We start from the raw sequence: 17,932 nt of genomic DNA, 5'->3' as shown, positions 1-17,932 counted from the left end.
AAAGAAAAACCTATGCATTCGACACATGCATAGGTTTCTTCTTTTTTTACTTGGCACCATAACTAATCAAGTTCGTCATGATTCGATATCCGCCTGGAACTTGGCCTTGAATTTGCCTATATAGCACAAGGTTGGTGTAGAGGTAGGTGCCATTACCGTATTTAGCCATGAGAATTCCGCCATCAAATGGTTCTTCATTTGGATCAGCCATGGATATGAATGTTTCATATCGTTCATCCCATTCCATTGGGAAATACAATCCTCTTTCTTGGACCCAATTGCTCCAGTCATCACTTGTTATTTTATTTGGATAGTTAAAAAGCGCTGATTCTGGCTTCGACACGTTTACCGTGGCTTTTTCATCGGTTACCCGCCAGCGAATGGAAGGATTCCCGAGGGTAAGAGGATATGGAGCAGTCTTCATTGCATCCCATCCATCACCCGGTTTATGGTATTGCACGACGAGATGGCCGCCATTTTCCACATATTCAAGTAAGCGCGCGTTATTTGCCTTTAAATCTTCCCTCGATAGATAGGCACGGATGCCTGTAACGATCGTGTCATATTGACTTAAATCACCTTCAGCTAAATCAGCTGCAGTTAACTTCGTAATGTTCAGACCTGCATTGCTTAAGTAATCTGCCACTTTATCGAATCCGCTTTCAATGTACCCCACTTTTAATGAAGCTGGCTTCAAAAGCTCAAATGCAACGGTATTGATAGCTGCTGGGTATTGGTAATAGAATGTTCCGATATGGTCATAGGAAATTTCCTGAATGGTCGAATCAAAGGTTTTCCCATTGACAGTAGCAGCTGCCTTCACCTGATATTCGCCATTTTGTATTGCCTTAGGCGGTCTTAGGGTGAACTTCACTTGTCTTTCTTCTGATTTTTCTTTAAATGATACAGTGGCATTTTTGGGATGAACTCCCCAATTTTCAGGGACTTTTAAAGCGACCTTTGCCGATGCTTTTCCTTCTGTATAGTTTTTCAAGGTTACCGTCACTGGGACTTCCTCTTTTACATCTGCTGTATTTACGACGATATCTTCAGGAGATAGGGTAAGACCAACGTCGGGAAGGACAGCGATCGTTCCATCCACTTCCTCCTTGATGGAAGTTTTTGTGCTGCCGTATTTATAAGAAATGCTGGTCGTAATGGTTGATTCATCATAGGCATGGTAATAGGCTGCATCTTCAGGGACTTCAACCAGATAGGTCATTGTCGCTGATTTATTTGGTGCTAGATTGACATCTTTAGCTTTAGTTTTGATCTTCCATCCTTTAGGTAAGTTCAATGCAGCAGCGACTTTTTTCAAGGTTTGTTTCCCGTTATTCTTCACGGTTACGGTTACGTACGTTTTTTGGCCTTTCGTCAGGATCTTTGAAGCTGCTTTAGCTTGAACTTCGAGTCCTGAGGAGACATAACTGACGTTTTGCAATTGCTCTTCTTTTAATGAGAGCTTATGAAGCAAGTCGTTCTTAATGGCAGGGCTTAGCTTTGCCTTTTTGACTTGCGCAGTAATTGACCGAACATTTGAAAGAGCATTTTGGGATATTGAAAAAACACGTTTTTCATTGGGATAAGCCGTAATAACAGCGTCCAAATTCCGTTGCAGGTATTTAAATTCACCTTTTAATTTTGAAGCTGAGCGGGGGAGTTTTTCTGCCCATTCAGTAAAATTGTAAGGTACACCTGCAAAAAGGTCCGACTGGTTTTTTGTATCAACGGCGCTTTGCTTCAAATCCAGATGGATCTGGCGGGGTGCTGCCGGGATATCAGAACCCATGCCTTGGCTTTTATGCAGATAGCGGGATTGTTCTCCCAGCTGTGGATAAGTCATATTGTATATTGGGTCATATTTACCGATTTCAATCGAAGTGGTTGCTTGATCTGCCGATGAAACGGGCAAATATAACTTTTTCACTTGCCATACGGATAGCCCTTGTTTCAATTGTTGAGGAAACACAGTTGGGTCGGACGCATCCTTAAAGGCACGTTCACTTAAGATTGTCATTGTTCGATGATGTCCATGCTGGGTATCATCATTTTGAAAGGATGGCATCAATATATCCGGCTGATAGGTCCGAATAAAGCGGATAAGCCGTTCATAGGTGAGTTCTTCGCCCCACTTTTCTAATGTTTCCTCTGGTGTTTTAGAGAAGCCGAAATCATAAATGGGATCTGAGGTAGTTTCACTTAGATGATAGGCCTTAACCCCGGTTATTTTCGCAGCTTCAATCATTTCCCTCGAACGGATGATTCCAAGAGCATTGTCCAGTTCATCCCCAATTTCATTTTGTCCTCCTTCACCACGGTTTGCAATCAGGCTGGATGTCTTTACCCCTAACCCTCTCGATAGGTAAGCGAGAAAGTCACTCCGTTCATCATCTGGATGGGCACCGCTGTTCAAGAATGTCACGGTCGTCTCGAGTGGCTTGACCGCATTCCATAACTCAACGTTGGCTTCCTCAGGATTTGCAGCGCTGCCTCCAAGCGGCAATAATGCAAGAACCAACAAAAGGGAAAGCAGCGATAACAGAGCTTTTTTCATTAATCTTTTAACCCCCTTCAACTTTTTAAGACACCTAAAAAAAATGTAGGTTAGTAATATTTTCTAACTAACCAGATGGAAAAAACTTATCTAATAAATAGCATTAATGGTTATAAATGTAAATGATTCGAAGTAACTATTAAAAGTTGAACATTTTAAATGTTCAGAAAAATAACTTGTGCACTGAATTTATTTAAGTTATATTTTTACTTAATTAGGAAGATTTACTAACTAAATGATGTAAGGCCGTGATGTGATGAGTTTTAAAAGACCACCCAGTCATCAAAAATATGTCAATAAAAAAAGAATCATTCAATGCATCCAGGAATGCTCGCCCATTTCAAGAGCTGAAATCGCCGTTAAGCTTCAGCTAAGTAAACCAACTGTTTCTCTGGCTGTGGATGAACTTATACAGGAGAAATGGGTATTTGAGAAAGGAATAGGAGAATCCTCCTCTCAAGGCGGGAGAAGACCCATCCAGCTCTTTTTTAATGAAAAGGCAGCCTATATCATTGGAGTCGATATAGGCGGGACGAAAGTGAAAATCGTTTTAAGTGATTTAAGCGGCAACATCCTTGCCGACACTAGCTTTTCAACCAACACCTATTTAAAATCAGGGCTTCTTAAACAAATGGCGATTGAAACGGAACGGTTAATTGCCAAGAATCAGATTGCGAAGGGCAGGATATTGGGGATGGGAGTAGGAATCCCTGGTATAACGCAAACGGCAAGCGGATTAGTAATAGAGGCACCGAGTTTAGGCTGGGTACAATATCCTTTCATAGCCGAAGCGAAGCGGTATTTTGATTTCCCCATTTTTCTGGATAATGATGTAAACGCGGCTGCACTAGGTGAACAGTGGCTGGGTAATGCACAAAATAAGCGGAATTTGCTGTTCATTGCGGTTGGCACGGGGATAGGAAGCGGAATCATCTTGAACAACCAGTTATACAGAGGGGCTTCCAGTGCAGCTGGGGAAATGGGATATATGGTAACGGACAAAGAGGATATGAAGCGTGAATTCAAGCCGATTTTCCATAGATACGGCTATTTGGAAAGTGTCGCAGGAGGAAAGTCGATAGGCAGCCATTTTACCAGGGAGGTCCTCAAGGATCCTCATCATCTTTTATTCGAACGGGCCAAATCTTCCGAACTATCGGGGGAGGATGCCTTTTTGTCAGCAAAAAAAGGAGACACGACTGCAATGGCCGTCATAAATGAAGCCATCGAACATTTAGCGTGCGGAATTGTCAATGCGGCCAGTTTGCTAAATCCAGAAGTAATCATTTTAGGAGGTGGTGTATTAAATTCATCTGAATACATTTTACCTAGAATTCGGGAGATCGTTGATCGATATCTTCCTAGTTTAGTAGAAATGAAAACTTCACAATTGGGAGAAAACGCAGGAGTACTAGGCGCGGTTTCCTTATTCTTAAGGGAGCATGATGGCATTTTGAATTTTCGGGATGAGGGGGAGTATTAATGAAAAGTAGGAAAAAGTCGTTTGTTTCAGTAATGGCCTTATCGGCAGCACTATTGATTTCAGGATGTAACGGTACAGATACGAAAACGAATTCGGATGCTGGCGGTGCCAACGGAAAAAAGGGTGAGCTGGAAGATAAGATCGTTGTTTATTCACCGCATGGCAAAGATATTTTATCAAAATTCGAAAAGCAGTTCGAAGATGAGTATGGTATTGATGTTGAGTGGCTTGATATGGGGTCCCAGGAAATCCTTGACCGCGTTCGATCAGAGAAAAGTAATCCGCAGGCAGACGTTTGGTGGGGGGCACCTTCCACGAACTTCAATCAAGCGAAGGCTGATGGGCTGCTGGCTGCTTATAAGCCTAGCTATTCCGATAGTCTTGATGAAGGATTCCACGATCCGGAATGGTATTGGACGGGAACGAGCCAGACACCGGAAGTCATCATGTACAACAGCAAAGAACTATCGAAGGATGAGGTACCGAAAGATTGGGATGAGCTGCTTGATCCGAAGTGGAAAGACGAAATCATCATCCGCTATCCGTTAGCCTCCGGAACGATGAGGACAATTTTTTCTGCGATGATCTATCGTACGTATAAGGATACAAATGATCCAAAAGAAGGGTATGACTGGTTAAAGAAGCTCGATCAAAACACAAAGGAATATTCAGCAAACCCGGAAATGATGTATAACAAGGTAGCCAAAGGAGAGGGCTCACTTTCCGTTTGGGCAATGCCGGATGTTGTCATGCTGAAGGAAAATAAAAATTATCCGTTCGAGTTTGTCATTCCGAAGAGCGGAACACCTGTATTGACAGAAGGTATCGCCATCGTTGAAGGTGCCAAGCATCCAAAAGCGGCTGAAGCCTTTTATGAGTTCGTGAATTCACCTGAAGCCGCAAAAACTTTGGCAGAGGAATTTTACAGGATTCCGACCAGAAGTGATGTGAAGGATTTACCTGAATGGATCACGGAAACGGAAATTAAAGCGATGGATATTGATTGGAATGCATTCGAGGAAAAAGGTGACGAGTGGATGAAATATTGGGACGAAAATATTAAAAGTGGAGATAAAGAAATTAAAGAATAAGGAAGTGTCGTTGGGATGGCGTCAATAAAAATAGAGAATGTCCAAAAAGCCTTCGGGAAAACGATAGCTGTTGACCATTTAAATCTGGACATCAAAGAAGGTGAGTTTTTTACCTTTCTTGGTCCAAGCGGCTGCGGTAAAACGACAACGCTTCGGATGATTGCCGGTTTTTATTATCCAACAAAAGGTGTCGTCCGATTTGGCGACAAAGATATGACGCGTGTACCTCCGGAGAAAAGAAATACAGGCATGGTTTTTCAAAACTATGCCCTCTTTCCCCACATGACTGTTTTTGAAAATGTAGCGTTTGGCTTGCGTGTGAGAAAGGTTTCTTCTGTTGACTTAAAGAGGAGAGTGCTGGATGCCCTCCAAAAGGTAAGGCTGGAGAGCTACTCGAATCGTCAAGTGAGCCAGTTAAGCGGAGGGCAGCAGCAGCGGGTGGCCCTTGCGAGAGCACTGGTCATTGAACCGGAGATATTACTGCTGGATGAACCATTAAGTAATCTGGATGCCAAGCTTCGTGATGAAATGAGAGTGGAAATCTTAAGGCTGCAGCGTGACTATAAGATTACCACCATATATGTCACTCATGATCAGGCTGAGGCTTTATCCATGAGTGATCGGATCGCTGTGTTCAATTATGGTGTATGTCACCAGGTCGGGACGCCGGCAGAAATTTATAATCGGCCGGCCAATGATTTTGTGGCGAGTTTTATAGGCGAGATTAATCTTTTGCCCGTTCAAGTTGAAAAAGTTCAACAAGATAATATAGAGGTTACCCTTAAGAATAGTGAAAAACCGATTAAATTGAAGGTGGAAAATCAAGCTAGGGACGGAATTTCAATCATACAGAGTGATGCTGACCTTGCTGTTTCGATTCGTCCTGAAGCAATCAGAATTCTGGATGTGATCGAGGAAGGAAAGAATATCTTTAAAGGTAAAATAAATTCCGTCCAATTCTTTGGATCTGTTGTGAATGTCATGGTGGATGTTCAAGACGTGTTACTAAGGGTCGACGTATTTAACACTTATGATTTTGGATACTTTTATCAAGGAAAGGAAGTGTATGTCCAGCTTCTTGAGAAACAGCTGCGTCTTATTCCCATCATAAGTGGTGATGCTCCATGATTAAAAATCGTGATACGAGATTGACGGTTTGGCTCCTTATACCAGTTTTATTGGTGCTAGTAGCTTATGTACTCTACCCATCGTTGAGGACCTTTATAGAAAGTCTGCAAAAAGACGGAACGATATCCCTTGGAAATTATCAGGACTTCTTCGTACAGGAATCGAAAACGAACTTAGAGGCTCTATGGAATTCTGTTTATATATCCTTATTGAGTGTATTGGTCAGTGCCTTGATTGGCATTCCGCTCGCATTCATTTTTAACCGTTACGATTTTCCCGGCAGAAGCTTCTTTTCATCAGCAGCGATTTTGCCGATTGTCCTTCCATCATTGGTAGGGGTCATGGCCTTTATGTTTTTATATGGAGAATCGGGATTGATTCCAAATGCCATCAAGGACCTGTTTGGTCTCGAGAAGGTTCCATTCAAGATTGGCGGGGTATCGGGAATCCTTATCGTGCATGCCTATACGATGTATGTTTATTTTTATATGACCGTATCCGCTGCAATCAACAAAATAGATCCTTCCCTTGAAGAAGCGGCTTATAACTTAGGCGCAAATAAAATCAAGGTTTTTTGGAAGGTGACATTTCCATTATTGACACCTGCCATCGTAGCCGCTTCTCTACTTGTTTTCATGATATCGATGGCTTCTTTCAGTGCCCCGTTTTTATTAGCTGGCGGATATAGGGTGTTGAGCCTGCAAATTTATTTTTCAAAAATCAATGGTGATATGGAAATTGCCGCTACTCAATCCGTCATTCTATCCATCGTTTCGATTTCATTTCTATTATTCATGCGTTGGTATCAAAATAGGAAGGATTATCGCATGGCTTCGAAAGGAATTGGCGCACACAGGAGTGAAGTGAGAAACCCGTTTGTGAAATGGGTGATGGTCTTAACGGGTATCATCGGCGTAATTATTCTGCTATTACCGCACTTTACGATTCTATTGCTTTCACTTGTGCCGGATGGAACCTGGACATTTCAAACATATCCAACAGTATTTAATATGGAAAATTACCGGCTTTTGTTTGAAGACCCTAATATCTTCAAACCGTTACGAAATAGTTTACTGATGGCGGTTATTGCTACGTTGGCAAATCTGGTGTTTGGGGTCATAGCGTCCTATGTACTTGTCAAACGGAAATTCGTCGGGAAAAGCTTTGTCGATATTCTAGTCATGATTCCTTGGGCGTTGCCTGCAACGGTCATAGGGATGAACTTGATATTCGCATTCAATGAACCTAGCGTTTTTTCCTTTGGTCAAATTTTGGTAGGAACATTTTGGATTTTGCCGCTTGCCTATTTCATCAGGCATATTCCGCTCGTTGTCCGTTCGACTAACGCCGTTCTGGAGCAGCTGGATGACTCGATTGAAGAAGCAGCCAGAAACTTGGGGGCAAAGTGGTTTTATACCTTCAGAAAAGTCATATTTCCTATTATTATGCCTGGTGTTTTATCAGGGACATTATTGGCATTTATCGAATCTGTGGGGGAATTCCCGACGTCGGTCCTGTTGTACACAATTTCTAACAGGCCCATATCCATTGAAATCATGAATCAGCTTCGGATGTTCAATATGGGGCAGGCAGCTGCCTATGGGATGATTCAAATCACGCTGATTGTAATCGTTCTCTTTATTTCGAACAAGTTTTTTGGAATCAAAGCGGAAAGAGCTTTATAAATCGGAGGTTAAAAGATGAGCAGGCTTGAAGAATTTATCAAAAATGAAGGTAGTGCCTTTCCCGGAAAAACATATGCTAGAGAGCTTCTGATGCCTGTTTTTAATGATCAAAGAGATTACTTATTTCATGCAATGTTCGATATTCATCGGGCACATGTCATCATGCTTTCGGAACAAAAGATCATTAAAGAAGAAGAGGCGAAGACCATGCTTGATGGGATTCGGAAAGTGGCTCAAACAGATCTAGCGCAGTTGACCTATCAGCCCCAGTTCGAAGACTTATTTTTCATGATGGAGGCAAAGATCGGTGAGGAAATCGGTCATGAACTTGCAGGGAAGATTCATATCGGCCGCAGTCGTAATGATATGGGAGTCGCCATGTACCGGCTTGTTTTAAGAGGTCATCTACTCCAATTGATTGGCTATGCAAACCAATTGAGTGAAGCATTCTTGGTGCAGGCTGAAAAACATACAGAAACCTATATAACTGGTTACACGCATACCCAACCGGCTCAGCCGACTACGATAGGACATTACTTTTTGGCAATATATGATGTGCTTCAAAGGGATATTGGCCGGTTATGGGCAGCCTATGAAACGGTTAACCAATCCCCTTTGGGCGCGGCCGCGTTAACGACCACCGGTTTTCCGATCAGCCGGAACCGTACGGCTGAACTGCTTGGGTTTGATTCGGTGATTGAGAATTCCTATGACTCGATTGGCGGGGCGGATTATTTATTGGAAACCGCAACTGCCATCATGACGTGCATGGTCAATACAGGAAGATGGATTCAAGACTTCCTGCAGCATGTGACAAGGGAGTTTGGAACCTTTCATGTGGCGGACCCTTATGTTCAAGTGAGCAGCATCATGCCGCAAAAAAGAAATCCAGTCTCCATTGAACATTCCCGTTCGATTGCAAGCAGTGCGTATGGTGATGCACTTGCTGCAATGAATATGATCCACAATACACCATTTGGTGATATCGTCGATACGGAAGATGATTTACAGCCGCATTTATATCGGGCTTTTTCGAATGCAGGACGTGTCATGAAACTAATGTATGCCGTCATGTCAACCTTGAAAGTAAATGAAGAACACACAAAGAAAATGGCCGCAAAATCCAGTATAACGGTTACTGAATTAGCGGATACCCTATCAAGAGATTACGACATATCCTTTAGAAAAGCCCACTCCATAGCCAGTCATATTGCAAAACGGTCAATTAGTGAAGGGAAAGAGCTATATGATTGGGACACAAAAGAAATCAACAAGATCATCAATGAATTCGTTTCAGTGAACATAGCAGAAGATGAATGGAAAAAAATAATCTCTCCCGAATATTTTGTGGAAATCAGAAGCATTCAAGGCGGGCCCTCCCCAAAAGAGGTTACGAGAATGATTGTAAATAGAAAACAAAAACTGGAACAAGATTTGCAGGAATATAAGGAAATGGTCAAAGCATTGAATGATGGCAGGAAGGCTTTAGTGGATTACTAAAGGTATGTTGTTAAAGGGAAATGAGTCTTGACGCGCATGAAACTCACGAGTAAAAGCATGAACCTTCTGAAGAGCGTATTTTTTGTTGGCTCGAAAGCAATACGATGCATTTTACTGAGAAAGCTTCATATTTTATGATATATAGTCATTCTTTATCAGGGTGGCTATTTATTTTGGATTTTTATTGCAACTGAGATATCCCTAGTGACAATGAATGTAGATTATTCCTAAAAACAATGCTATTATTTGGAAAATATATAATATAAGGCGGAATGTTAATGTCAAATAGATCTCAGTTCGGTGTTATCCTGATTTTAATAGCTTTCGTAATATCGATTACTTTTTGTTAGAATCCGGAAGTTTTATTAAGAGGTGGATATGATTTAGCTATTGATGGTCTGGTAGTATCCAGAACCTTGATGATTATTTTTTCGTTGTATTTATTAGTTAAAATAGGGGATTTGTTTATAAACAGAAAAGATTAATAGTCTAAAATGAGGTTTCCTATAAACAATATTGAGAAAAAGGGCAATATGCTTGGATGCCGATAATAAGGAAGGCTCAGTCTTTTGACTGAGCCTTCCGATGTTTATTTATCCAAAATAACCGGTTTCAAAGTTTCTTCATATTTCGTTAACGGATTTAGGTTCCAACTGAATCGCTTGCTTTCTGAAAGCCAGACTTACTGCGATCATCACAATGAAATTGACTGCCAATGCAATGATTCCCACATTCAAATCTTTCGCTGCTTGCGGCAAGGATGGAAACAAGGTCCCTATTGTCGAATGACTGAGTGTAATGCAAATTACGATGGCCAATCCTGAAATGATGCCGGAGATTGCGCCAAATTTATTGATCGGATTATTCCTTTTCAGACTAAAGAGCAGGGACGGGAAAAGCTGTGTGATTAGACTGTATCCCATAAGAATTAATGCTGACATCGTTTCGCCGCCGTTTAAGGTGAAGTAGACGGCTATAAGGGCGATGACTGGAACAAGGAACTTTGCCAATCGTACAACATGGCGATCGGATACTGCAGGTGCAAATTCCTTATAGACGTTTTTCGCGAGCAGTGTAGCGACGCTCATCAAAAGCATGGATCCCGGCACCAATGCAGTCAATAATCCAGCTCCGCCGATTATGCCTATAAACCATGGATCAAAGGTCTCGATCGAAAGGCGCAGCAATGACAGGTCTGCATCTGCCCCAACGAGTCCGGGCACTTTCAATATTGCTGTAAACCCAACAAAAAAGACGAATAACAGCATGAGTGTATATAAAGGGCTGATGATTGCATTTTTTCGAAATACCTTGCCGCTGCGTGCTGAATAAACAGCGCTGAAAACTTGTGGCCACATATAGAAGCCGAATACGAGCAATATTACCGTGGAGATGAACCATGATACGCTAAGTCCCTGATCTGGGAACTTAAGAAAACCAGGCTTGGCCGCATCAATCGCTTCAAACATCGGCTGAAATCCGCCGAAGTAATGAATCGGCAGATAAATCCCCAAAAATCCTATTATGGCGACCATCATTATATCTTTAATGACCGCTGTCCAAACTGAACCGTGTATACCGGAGATCATCACATAAATGGTAAGGCTGATCGCCCCCATCCAAACTGCCTCAGACATGGAGATGGCACCATAAGATGCTTCTGAGACAATGATCCCCAATCCTTTCAGCTGCACGACGATCACTGGAATCATCGACACCACACCGACAAGCGCAGCCAAAATTCCTAAACCGGGACTCTTATATTTGCTTACAAAGAAATCGGATTGAGACATCAGTTTATTTTCCTTGGCATATCTCCATATTTCCGGTAGGAGCCAATAGGATAATACGTAAGACAAAGTAATGTAAATTAGAACATATAGTGCGGGTGCGCCCTTGCCATAAGCCCAGCCGCTGCCGCCAAGGAAGGAGAAGGTCGTATAGATTTCCCCGGCCATCAACAGAAAGACGAATATCGCACCAAAACCGCGTCCGCCAACCGTCCATTGTTCCAAGTCCATATCTTTTCCTTTTGAAGAGCGTATGCCTAAAAATATCGATAGAAGTAAAAATGCTAAAATGATTAAGAGAGCAATATTCATTCCTGGTCACCTTCCCGATTCCTGGGATCCAGCTTATACATGATGCCCAGTATGGCAGAGGTAAGGACCACCCACATAGCCATCCAGAACATATTGAAAGGCATCCCTAATACATATGGTTCTATTTTATTAACAAAAGGCAGAAATCCTAGTATGCCTATAAAAGGAACTAGAGTAAGAATATATATAATCTTCATAAACAAACCCCTCCGTTTTAATAAAGTGAAACGCCCACCAATGGGGTTTATTCTTCAATGCCACTGATGGATGGGTGAACCAAACCGGGATGAAAAATTCATACATGACGGAAAAGGTCCGATAATATATATTAGCTTACACTATTTTGATATAAAATTTAATGCAGTTGCCTGATATATTTGAGCAACTGTGCGCAGACAGCCGAACAATGATATGTTCATAAAACAGATAAAGCCTTGAATTCATAGTGAGTTCAAGGCTTTATTTCCTTTAGCTATATTTTTTCCGAGAATTATATAGTATTACCAAAAGTATGAACCAGATTGGGGTCAAGAGCAGTGATAGTCGTGTAGCTTCAGCGAATAGCATAACAATAAGGATGAACAGGAATAATCCTAATATGGCGTAATTGACAAAGGGTGTAAAAGGAGCCTTGAAAGTCGATTTCGCTCTTAGGTCAGGCCTTGTTTTCGAATATTTGATATGGGAAATCAAGATAATGCTCCATACCCATATGAAACAGATGGCACTGATGGTCGTCACGACGGTAAATGCCTGTTCAGGTATCAGTTTGCTTAATAATGCCCCTATTGATACAACGATTGTGGATGTTAATAAGGCATTGCTCGGAACAGCCTGTTTATTTAATTTTTCCAGTTTAGCAGGGGCTTCGCCATTCCTGCTTAACGTATAAAGTATTCGGCTCGTTGAAAATAAACCGCTGTTGCATGCAGAAGCAGCGGATGTCAAAACGACGAAGTTGATGATCCCTGCAGCGACAGGAATGCCGATTAACGCAAAGACCTCTACAAATGGGCTGCTCGTGGCATCCAGTTGTGTCCATGGGTTGACGCAGAGAATGACGAATAGTGCACCAACATAGAAAAGTAAAATCCGGACAGGGATTTTATTGATGGCAGATGGAATGTTCTTTCTCGGGTTTGCCGTTTCTGCTGCGGAAACCCCGACCAATTCGACACCGACAAATGAGAAGACGACCAGCTGTAAAGATAATAGGAATCCAGAAATGCCATTAGGGAACATGCCCCCATGATTCCATAGGTTCGTTAGGGAAACCGTTCCGCTATTGGTATTGAAGCCGATGATCAAAAGGATGATCCCCACGACGATCAAGGCGATGATCGTGATTACTTTAATGATGGCAAACCAGAATTCCAATTCACCAAATAACTTAACGGTCAAAAGGTTCAATCCTAACAGAATGACTAGGCATATTAGAGCCGGAATCCATTGAGGGATATCGAACCAATATTGCATATAGACGCCGACAGCTATGATATCGGCCATTGCGGTCATGATCCAACAGAACCAATATGTCCACCCTGTCACGAAGCCGGCCCATGGACCGACATATTCGGTTGCAAATTCAGTGAATGATGTATACCCTGCATTGGATAAGAGCAATTCCCCTAGTGCCCTCATCACAAAAAACAAGGCAATCCCTATTATCAGATAGGAAAATAAAATGGAAGGTCCTGCTAATTGTATGGCTTTTCCGGAACCTAAAAATAATCCGGTGCCAATGGTTCCTCCTATTGCGATCAGTTGTACATGTCTATTTTTTAAATCTCTTTTTAATTCTTGTTTTGCCAATTCTTACGCCCCCGTCTTTTTATAGTCTTGGTAGTGAATGAATTTACCTGAATGGTCTTGGAGAGAGGGACTGATTTTTTCGTCCAGCTTGCCTTTCCCATTGGTTTTAAAGCTGTTGTTTTTAGTCCAACCACAAAATGGACAATAAAAAAAGAGATTGGATAATACCAATCTCTTAAAGGGTTCAGAATAACAATTTTATCATTCGTTACTCTTCTGTCCTTTTGCCTGAGATTGTGAATCCTTCGGCGCTGCACCTTGTACAGTCTCTCCAGAAGCTGCTCCTGCTATAGTGTCATCCATAGCATTCATCGCTTGCTTGTATGCGGTTGTGAATAAATGTTGTCAGTGATAATCTACCACTGCTGAATCATTCATTATGCTTATAAAATAATATTGGAATTCTATCATCTATTTTTCGGAAGGTCAACAAGTTTTTTTTGAAGTGAAAACGGCAATAGCTGTAGGTTTATAGTGGTCTTAATTTTTATTAAGGTACTTGAAAAATTTGTTTTTTAGATGATCACTATTATGAAATATTGAACATCATTTTTTTGAAATGATATTTTTAGATAAGGGGAATTGCCAAGATATATTTGGTAACTGTTTATTTCAAAAATACAATTGTATTTTTACAGAATATTTACTATTATAAGATAAGAAAACATAATTGAAGTGTTATTGATATTTTTTTCGATAAAGCATTTCTAACCGCAATAATTAATAGAGAGTCGTTCGTGTTAAGGATGGAAAAGCATTACCGATATTGCATCTGGGGGAGTTAAACATGTCGAACAAGGAATTAAAGAGAGGGCTGGAAGCACGTCACATTCAAATGATAGCTTTGGGCGGAACCATCGGTGTCGGGTTATTCATGGGATCGGCGAGCACGATCAAATGGACCGGGCCCTCTGTAATGCTTGCTTATGCCATCGCAGGTATTTTTATATTTTTCATCATGCGTTCCATGGGTGAGATGCTCTATTTAGAACCGACTACAGGTTCTTTTGCAACCTTTGCGAGCAGCTATATACATCCTTTGGCAGGTTATATGACTGCTTGGAGCAATTGGTTTCAATGGGTAATCGTCGGAATGTCCGAAATCATCGCGGTTGGGTTGTACATGCAATATTGGTTCCCGGATTTACCGGCTTGGATACCAGGTGTGGTCGCCATGATCATCTTGGGGGCGGCCAACCTCATTTCAGTTAAATCCTTCGGGGAATTTGAATTCTGGTTTGCGCTTATAAAAATCATAACGATCATATTGATGATCGTTGCCGGCCTAGGCCTTATCTTCTTTGGAATAGGGAATGGCGGGGATGCGATTGGATTATCGAATCTATGGGAAAATGGCGGCTTCTTTACGGGAGGCTGGACAGGATTCTTCTTTGCGCTTTCCCTTGTCGTGGCATCCTATCAAGGCGTTGAGCTTATCGGCATCACAGCCGGAGAAGCGAAAGATCCAAGGAAGACCGTAACAAAAGCAATCCAATCAATCATATGGCGTATATTAATTTTCTATATTGGTGCCATATTTGTCATCGTGACAGTCTTCCCTTGGGATCAACTGGATGACTTAGGAAGCCCATTCGTTTCAACCTTTGCTAAAATAGGTATCACAGCAGCAGCAGGAATCATCAACTTTGTCGTAATCACAGCGGCAATGTCTGGATGCAACAGTGGGATTTTCAGTGCAGGGCGTATGCTTTACACACTTGCATTGAATGGCCAAGCTCCAAAAGTCTTTGCTAAAGTATCTAAAAATGGAGTGCCGGCATATTGTACGATCGCTGTACTATTAGGATTGGGCATCGGGGTTATCCTGAATTACCTTGCACCGCCGCAATTATTCCTTTATGTGTACAGTGCGAGTGTATTACCCGGGATGATTCCATGGTTTGTCTTACTTATCAGTGAGCTTAAATTCAGAAAGGTAAATGCCGCTGAAATGGAGAAACATCCGTTCAAGATGCCGTTGGCCCCTTACAGTAACTATGCGACAATTGCCTTCTTACTGATGGTGCTGGTCGGTATGTGGATCAATCCTAGTACCCGGATTTCCTTGGTTGTCGGGATCATTTTCCTAGCCTTGGTCGTAGCAAGTTATTACATGCTGAAAATGGATAAACGAACACCATTGGATGTTAAATCCGATGATGAAATTTCGGGATAAGAAACTCTATCGGAAAGCCCTTCTCTTAATTCGAGAAGGGCTTTTTTGTCTTTGGTGATTGTTGGAATTCAGGAGTGAAGTGGTGGAATTCACGAGTAAAATGGCGAAACTTACGAGTAAAGTGGTGGAACTCACGAGTAAACCAGCGAAATTCACGAGTAAAACGGCGAAACTCGAGTAAAGTGGTGGAATTCACGAGTAAAACGGCGAAACTCGAGTAAACCAGCGAAATTCACGAGTAAAACGGCAAAACTTACGAGTAAAGTGGTGGAATTCACGAGTAAAATGGCGAAACTCACGAGTAAATCAGCGAATCTCACGAGTAAAGCTAATTAGTCCCCGTAACAAGGGATGCCAGCAGGGGGACGTTTATGGAATGTGTCTTCCTGACAGACTTTTTCATAGGATGTAGCATCATCTTTACCCGAGGAAGGGGTTATATTTTGGAAAGAACAAAGCTTACCGGGCGGGTCGTTACACCTAATGATGCTGAGTATGAGCAGGCCAGGATAAATAATAACTTAAGTTTTTCTAAATTTCCAAAGGTCATTGTGTTTTGTCAGAATTCCAATGATGTATTGAATTCATTGAAGTGGGCCCGGGAAAATCATACACCTTTCCGGGTTAGGAGCGGCAGGCATAGTTATGAAAATTTTTCATTAGTGAATGGCGGTCTAATCATTGATATAAGTGAAATGTACAATATCAAGGTCAACCGTGAAAAAATGATTGCAAAAATCGAAGCCGGAGCTGATTTAGGTCAAGTATATAATACGCTATGGAAGTATGGCACGACGATTCCGGCTGGAACCGAAAGCGGTGTTGGTCTTGTAGGCCTTACGCTCGGCGGTGGAATAGGCATGTTATCGAGACGCTTTGGACTTACTTGTGACAATTTGCTTGAAATAGAAATGGTAAGGGCGTGCGGAAAGAGGGGCGCCAAACTTATTAAAGCAAATAGGAAAATTAATAGTGATTTATTTTGGGCATGCTGCGGGGGTGGAGGGGGAAACTTTGGCATAGTCACTTCTCTTACCTTTCGGGTACACCCCGTATCAAGGGTATCGATTTTCTCCGTCACATGGGGATGGGAAGATTTTGAAGCGGTGTTTGAAGCCTGGCAGGATTGGGCCCCTCAAGTTGAAGAGTGTTTAACTTCAGAAATCGAATTCAAGTCAAAGGAAGTAAACCAAATTATCGCTCAAGGTGAATTTGTTGGGCCATCATATAGGTTGCAGCAGCTTCTAAAGCCTTTGACGAGAGCGGGTTTTCCAACAAATATCATGATAAAGGAAGTCCCGTACATTGATGCTGTGCAATTCTTTAATGATCCAAGTGGAAATCGACCGGCCCATCGCAAGCGATCGGGGTCCTTCATTGAAAAACCCTTTCAACGGCAAGCAATCTTGACGATGAAGCATTTTCTGGAAAACGCTCCAAATGAAAATGCAGCCATTTGGCACCAATCCCTAGGAGGGGCAGTTGGCCGTGTGTCCCCAAATGAAACGGCTTTTTATTATCGGGATGCCGTCATCGCCCAGGAGTATCTGGTTACATGGACGAATCCAGAAGAAGAGCGGCAAAACATCCAGTGGATCAAAGAACTTAAATGCGCATTGTCACCATATACTACAGGTGACTACGTGAATTGGCCGGATATCCTCATCGAAGATTGGCCAACTGCGTACTATGGAGAAAATTTCAAGCGGCTTCGGGAAGTTAAAACGAGATATGATCCATACAATACGTTTAAATTCCCTCAAAGTATACCGCCTTTTAAGAAGTGGGTCTGAAAAAGCTTGGATGAACCAAAAACATTCGTTATTAAAAGGCCTATTCCTCAATTGGGATAGGCCTCTTTTATTTTCATCTTCCCAAAATCATTCTGCTTGCTGAGCTTGAACTGCACTGTAAACCTGATTTACGGAAGACTGGGCTTGTGCGATTTCTTGAGCTGCTTGTTTAATGGCTTCTTGTGCCAAAGTTGGATCAGAGGAAGATTTTTCAATTGCTTGTGAAAGTAAGGTTTGTGTTAGGGTAACGTTTGCTTTTGCTTGGTTTAATTGATTGATATCAATTTGTTGTTGAGGCATGTAGCTTCTCTCCTTATGTCATTATTGGAATTACTCCATTAGGATGACCTTTCTTTTCTTTTTTATAAGGAGAAAAAATATATGACGCAGACAGGATGGGCAGCTTGGGGAAATTTTGAAACAAGCAAAAAAGCCATTTAAATAAACGATGCCAAATTTATGGACAATCCAAATTCGTGTAAAAGGTACATCTTTAAGATTTAAAAACGGGCAGAAAGAGAATGGAATCATTAGGGGTATTTACTTAGAATCCTTAAATTTTCATCTGCATAAATAGTATTACGTTCCTTGAAAACAATGTAATATCT

At 41.8% G+C, this 17,932-nt stretch carries 12 protein-coding genes and 1 riboswitch; of the genes, 7 read left to right on the top strand and 5 right to left on the bottom strand.

The genetic code is table 11. The features are described 5' to 3' along the window. Window positions 1-46 precede the first annotated feature (46 nt). A complete protein-coding gene (locus tag LQ188_RS19115; RefSeq protein WP_230177826.1) occupies window positions 47-2,554 on the bottom strand; it encodes an NEW3 domain-containing protein in 2,508 nt (835 codons plus the stop codon). A gap of 256 nt (window positions 2,555-2,810) precedes the next feature. Between LQ188_RS19115 and LQ188_RS19110 the strand changes: the two genes are divergently transcribed. The 5 genes from LQ188_RS19110 to argH are packed head-to-tail and all read left to right on the top strand — an operon-like array spanning window position 2,811 to window position 9,441. Further along, the gene (locus LQ188_RS19110; RefSeq protein ID WP_230177824.1) at window positions 2,811-4,037 is read left to right on the top strand and encodes an ROK family transcriptional regulator; all 1,227 of its coding nucleotides are present in this window, start codon (window positions 2,811-2,813) and stop codon (window positions 4,035-4,037) included. Further along, window positions 4,037-5,128: an extracellular solute-binding protein gene (locus LQ188_RS19105; RefSeq protein WP_101224848.1), complete on the top strand. Its 1,092-nt coding sequence runs from the start codon at window positions 4,037-4,039 to the stop codon at window positions 5,126-5,128. Before LQ188_RS19110 ends, LQ188_RS19105 begins: the two co-directional genes overlap by 1 nt. A 15-nt stretch (window positions 5,129-5,143) precedes the next feature. After that, window positions 5,144-6,256 (top strand): ABC transporter ATP-binding protein, encoded by a 1,113-nt coding sequence (locus tag LQ188_RS19100; RefSeq protein WP_101224847.1) that lies wholly within the window; start codon window positions 5,144-5,146, stop codon window positions 6,254-6,256. Continuing rightward, complete coding sequence (locus tag LQ188_RS19095) at window positions 6,253-7,941, top strand: iron ABC transporter permease (RefSeq protein WP_230177822.1); 1,689 nt, start codon at window positions 6,253-6,255, stop codon at window positions 7,939-7,941. The genes LQ188_RS19100 and LQ188_RS19095 overlap by 4 nt, the downstream gene beginning before the upstream one ends. 15 nt (window positions 7,942-7,956) lie before the next feature. Beyond that, a complete protein-coding gene (argH, locus tag LQ188_RS19090) occupies window positions 7,957-9,441 on the top strand; it encodes an argininosuccinate lyase (RefSeq protein WP_230177820.1) in 1,485 nt (494 codons plus the stop codon). A gap of 623 nt (window positions 9,442-10,064) precedes the next feature. Here argH and LQ188_RS19085 read toward each other — a convergent pair. The 3 genes from LQ188_RS19085 to LQ188_RS19075 all read right to left on the bottom strand — a co-directional run bounded on the left by LQ188_RS19085 (window position 10,065) and on the right by LQ188_RS19075 (window position 13,355). Next, window positions 10,065-11,543: a sodium:solute symporter gene (locus LQ188_RS19085; RefSeq protein ID WP_101224844.1), complete on the bottom strand. Its 1,479-nt coding sequence runs from the start codon at window positions 11,541-11,543 to the stop codon at window positions 10,065-10,067. Then, window positions 11,540-11,740 (bottom strand): DUF3311 domain-containing protein, encoded by a 201-nt coding sequence (locus LQ188_RS19080; protein WP_048685209.1) that lies wholly within the window; start codon window positions 11,738-11,740, stop codon window positions 11,540-11,542. The genes LQ188_RS19085 and LQ188_RS19080 overlap by 4 nt, the downstream gene beginning before the upstream one ends. A gap of 271 nt (window positions 11,741-12,011) precedes the next feature. Then, the gene (locus LQ188_RS19075) at window positions 12,012-13,355 is read right to left on the bottom strand and encodes an amino acid permease (protein WP_230177817.1); all 1,344 of its coding nucleotides are present in this window, start codon (window positions 13,353-13,355) and stop codon (window positions 12,012-12,014) included. A gap of 206 nt (window positions 13,356-13,561) precedes the next feature. Next, window positions 13,562-13,640: riboswitch (glycine riboswitch) on the bottom strand. A 502-nt stretch (window positions 13,641-14,142) separates the two neighbouring features. On the opposite strand from LQ188_RS19075, the gene LQ188_RS19070 reads away from it, so the two are divergent. Then, window positions 14,143-15,531 carry an amino acid permease gene (locus LQ188_RS19070; protein WP_230177816.1) on the top strand — a complete coding sequence of 463 codons (1,389 nt, stop codon included), beginning with the start codon at window positions 14,143-14,145 and terminating at the stop codon, window positions 15,529-15,531. A 443-nt stretch (window positions 15,532-15,974) separates the two neighbouring features. Beyond that, entirely contained in the window at window positions 15,975-17,324 is a 1,350-nt protein-coding gene (locus LQ188_RS19065; protein WP_230177814.1) for an FAD-binding oxidoreductase, read from the top strand. Between the two features lie 87 nt (window positions 17,325-17,411). On the opposite strand, the gene LQ188_RS19060 is transcribed toward LQ188_RS19065, so the two are convergent. After that, window positions 17,412-17,624 carry a hypothetical protein gene (locus tag LQ188_RS19060; protein WP_101224840.1) on the bottom strand — a complete coding sequence of 71 codons (213 nt, stop codon included), beginning with the start codon at window positions 17,622-17,624 and terminating at the stop codon, window positions 17,412-17,414. Window positions 17,625-17,932 lie beyond the last annotated feature (308 nt).

Source organism: Peribacillus sp. Bi134 (assembly GCF_918698065.1).
GTDB lineage: Bacteria > Bacillota > Bacilli > Bacillales > DSM-1321 > Peribacillus.
The sequence above is the reverse complement of the archived record's forward strand: the minus strand, read 5'-3'. Positions and strand labels throughout refer to the sequence as shown.

Excerpts from the sequence above, each read along its gene's own strand:
- LQ188_RS19115 (WP_230177826.1), bottom strand. The coding sequence starts at position 2,554 with ATGAAAAAAGCTCTGTTATCGCTGCTTTCCCTTTTGTTGGTTCTTGCA.
- LQ188_RS19110 (WP_230177824.1), top strand. The coding sequence starts at position 2,811 with ATGAGTTTTAAAAGACCACCCAGTCATCAAAAATATGTCAATAAAAAA.
- LQ188_RS19105 (WP_101224848.1), top strand. The coding sequence starts at position 4,037 with ATGAAAAGTAGGAAAAAGTCGTTTGTTTCAGTAATGGCCTTATCGGCA.
- LQ188_RS19100 (WP_101224847.1), top strand. The coding sequence starts at position 5,144 with ATGGCGTCAATAAAAATAGAGAATGTCCAAAAAGCCTTCGGGAAAACG.
- LQ188_RS19095 (WP_230177822.1), top strand. The coding sequence starts at position 6,253 with ATGATTAAAAATCGTGATACGAGATTGACGGTTTGGCTCCTTATACCA.
- argH (WP_230177820.1), top strand. The coding sequence starts at position 7,957 with ATGAGCAGGCTTGAAGAATTTATCAAAAATGAAGGTAGTGCCTTTCCC.
- LQ188_RS19085 (WP_101224844.1), bottom strand. The coding sequence starts at position 11,543 with ATGAATATTGCTCTCTTAATCATTTTAGCATTTTTACTTCTATCGATA.
- LQ188_RS19080 (WP_048685209.1), bottom strand. The coding sequence starts at position 11,740 with ATGAAGATTATATATATTCTTACTCTAGTTCCTTTTATAGGCATACTA.
- LQ188_RS19070 (WP_230177816.1), top strand. The coding sequence starts at position 14,143 with ATGTCGAACAAGGAATTAAAGAGAGGGCTGGAAGCACGTCACATTCAA.
- LQ188_RS19060 (WP_101224840.1), bottom strand. The coding sequence starts at position 17,624 with ATGCCTCAACAACAAATTGATATCAATCAATTAAACCAAGCAAAAGCA.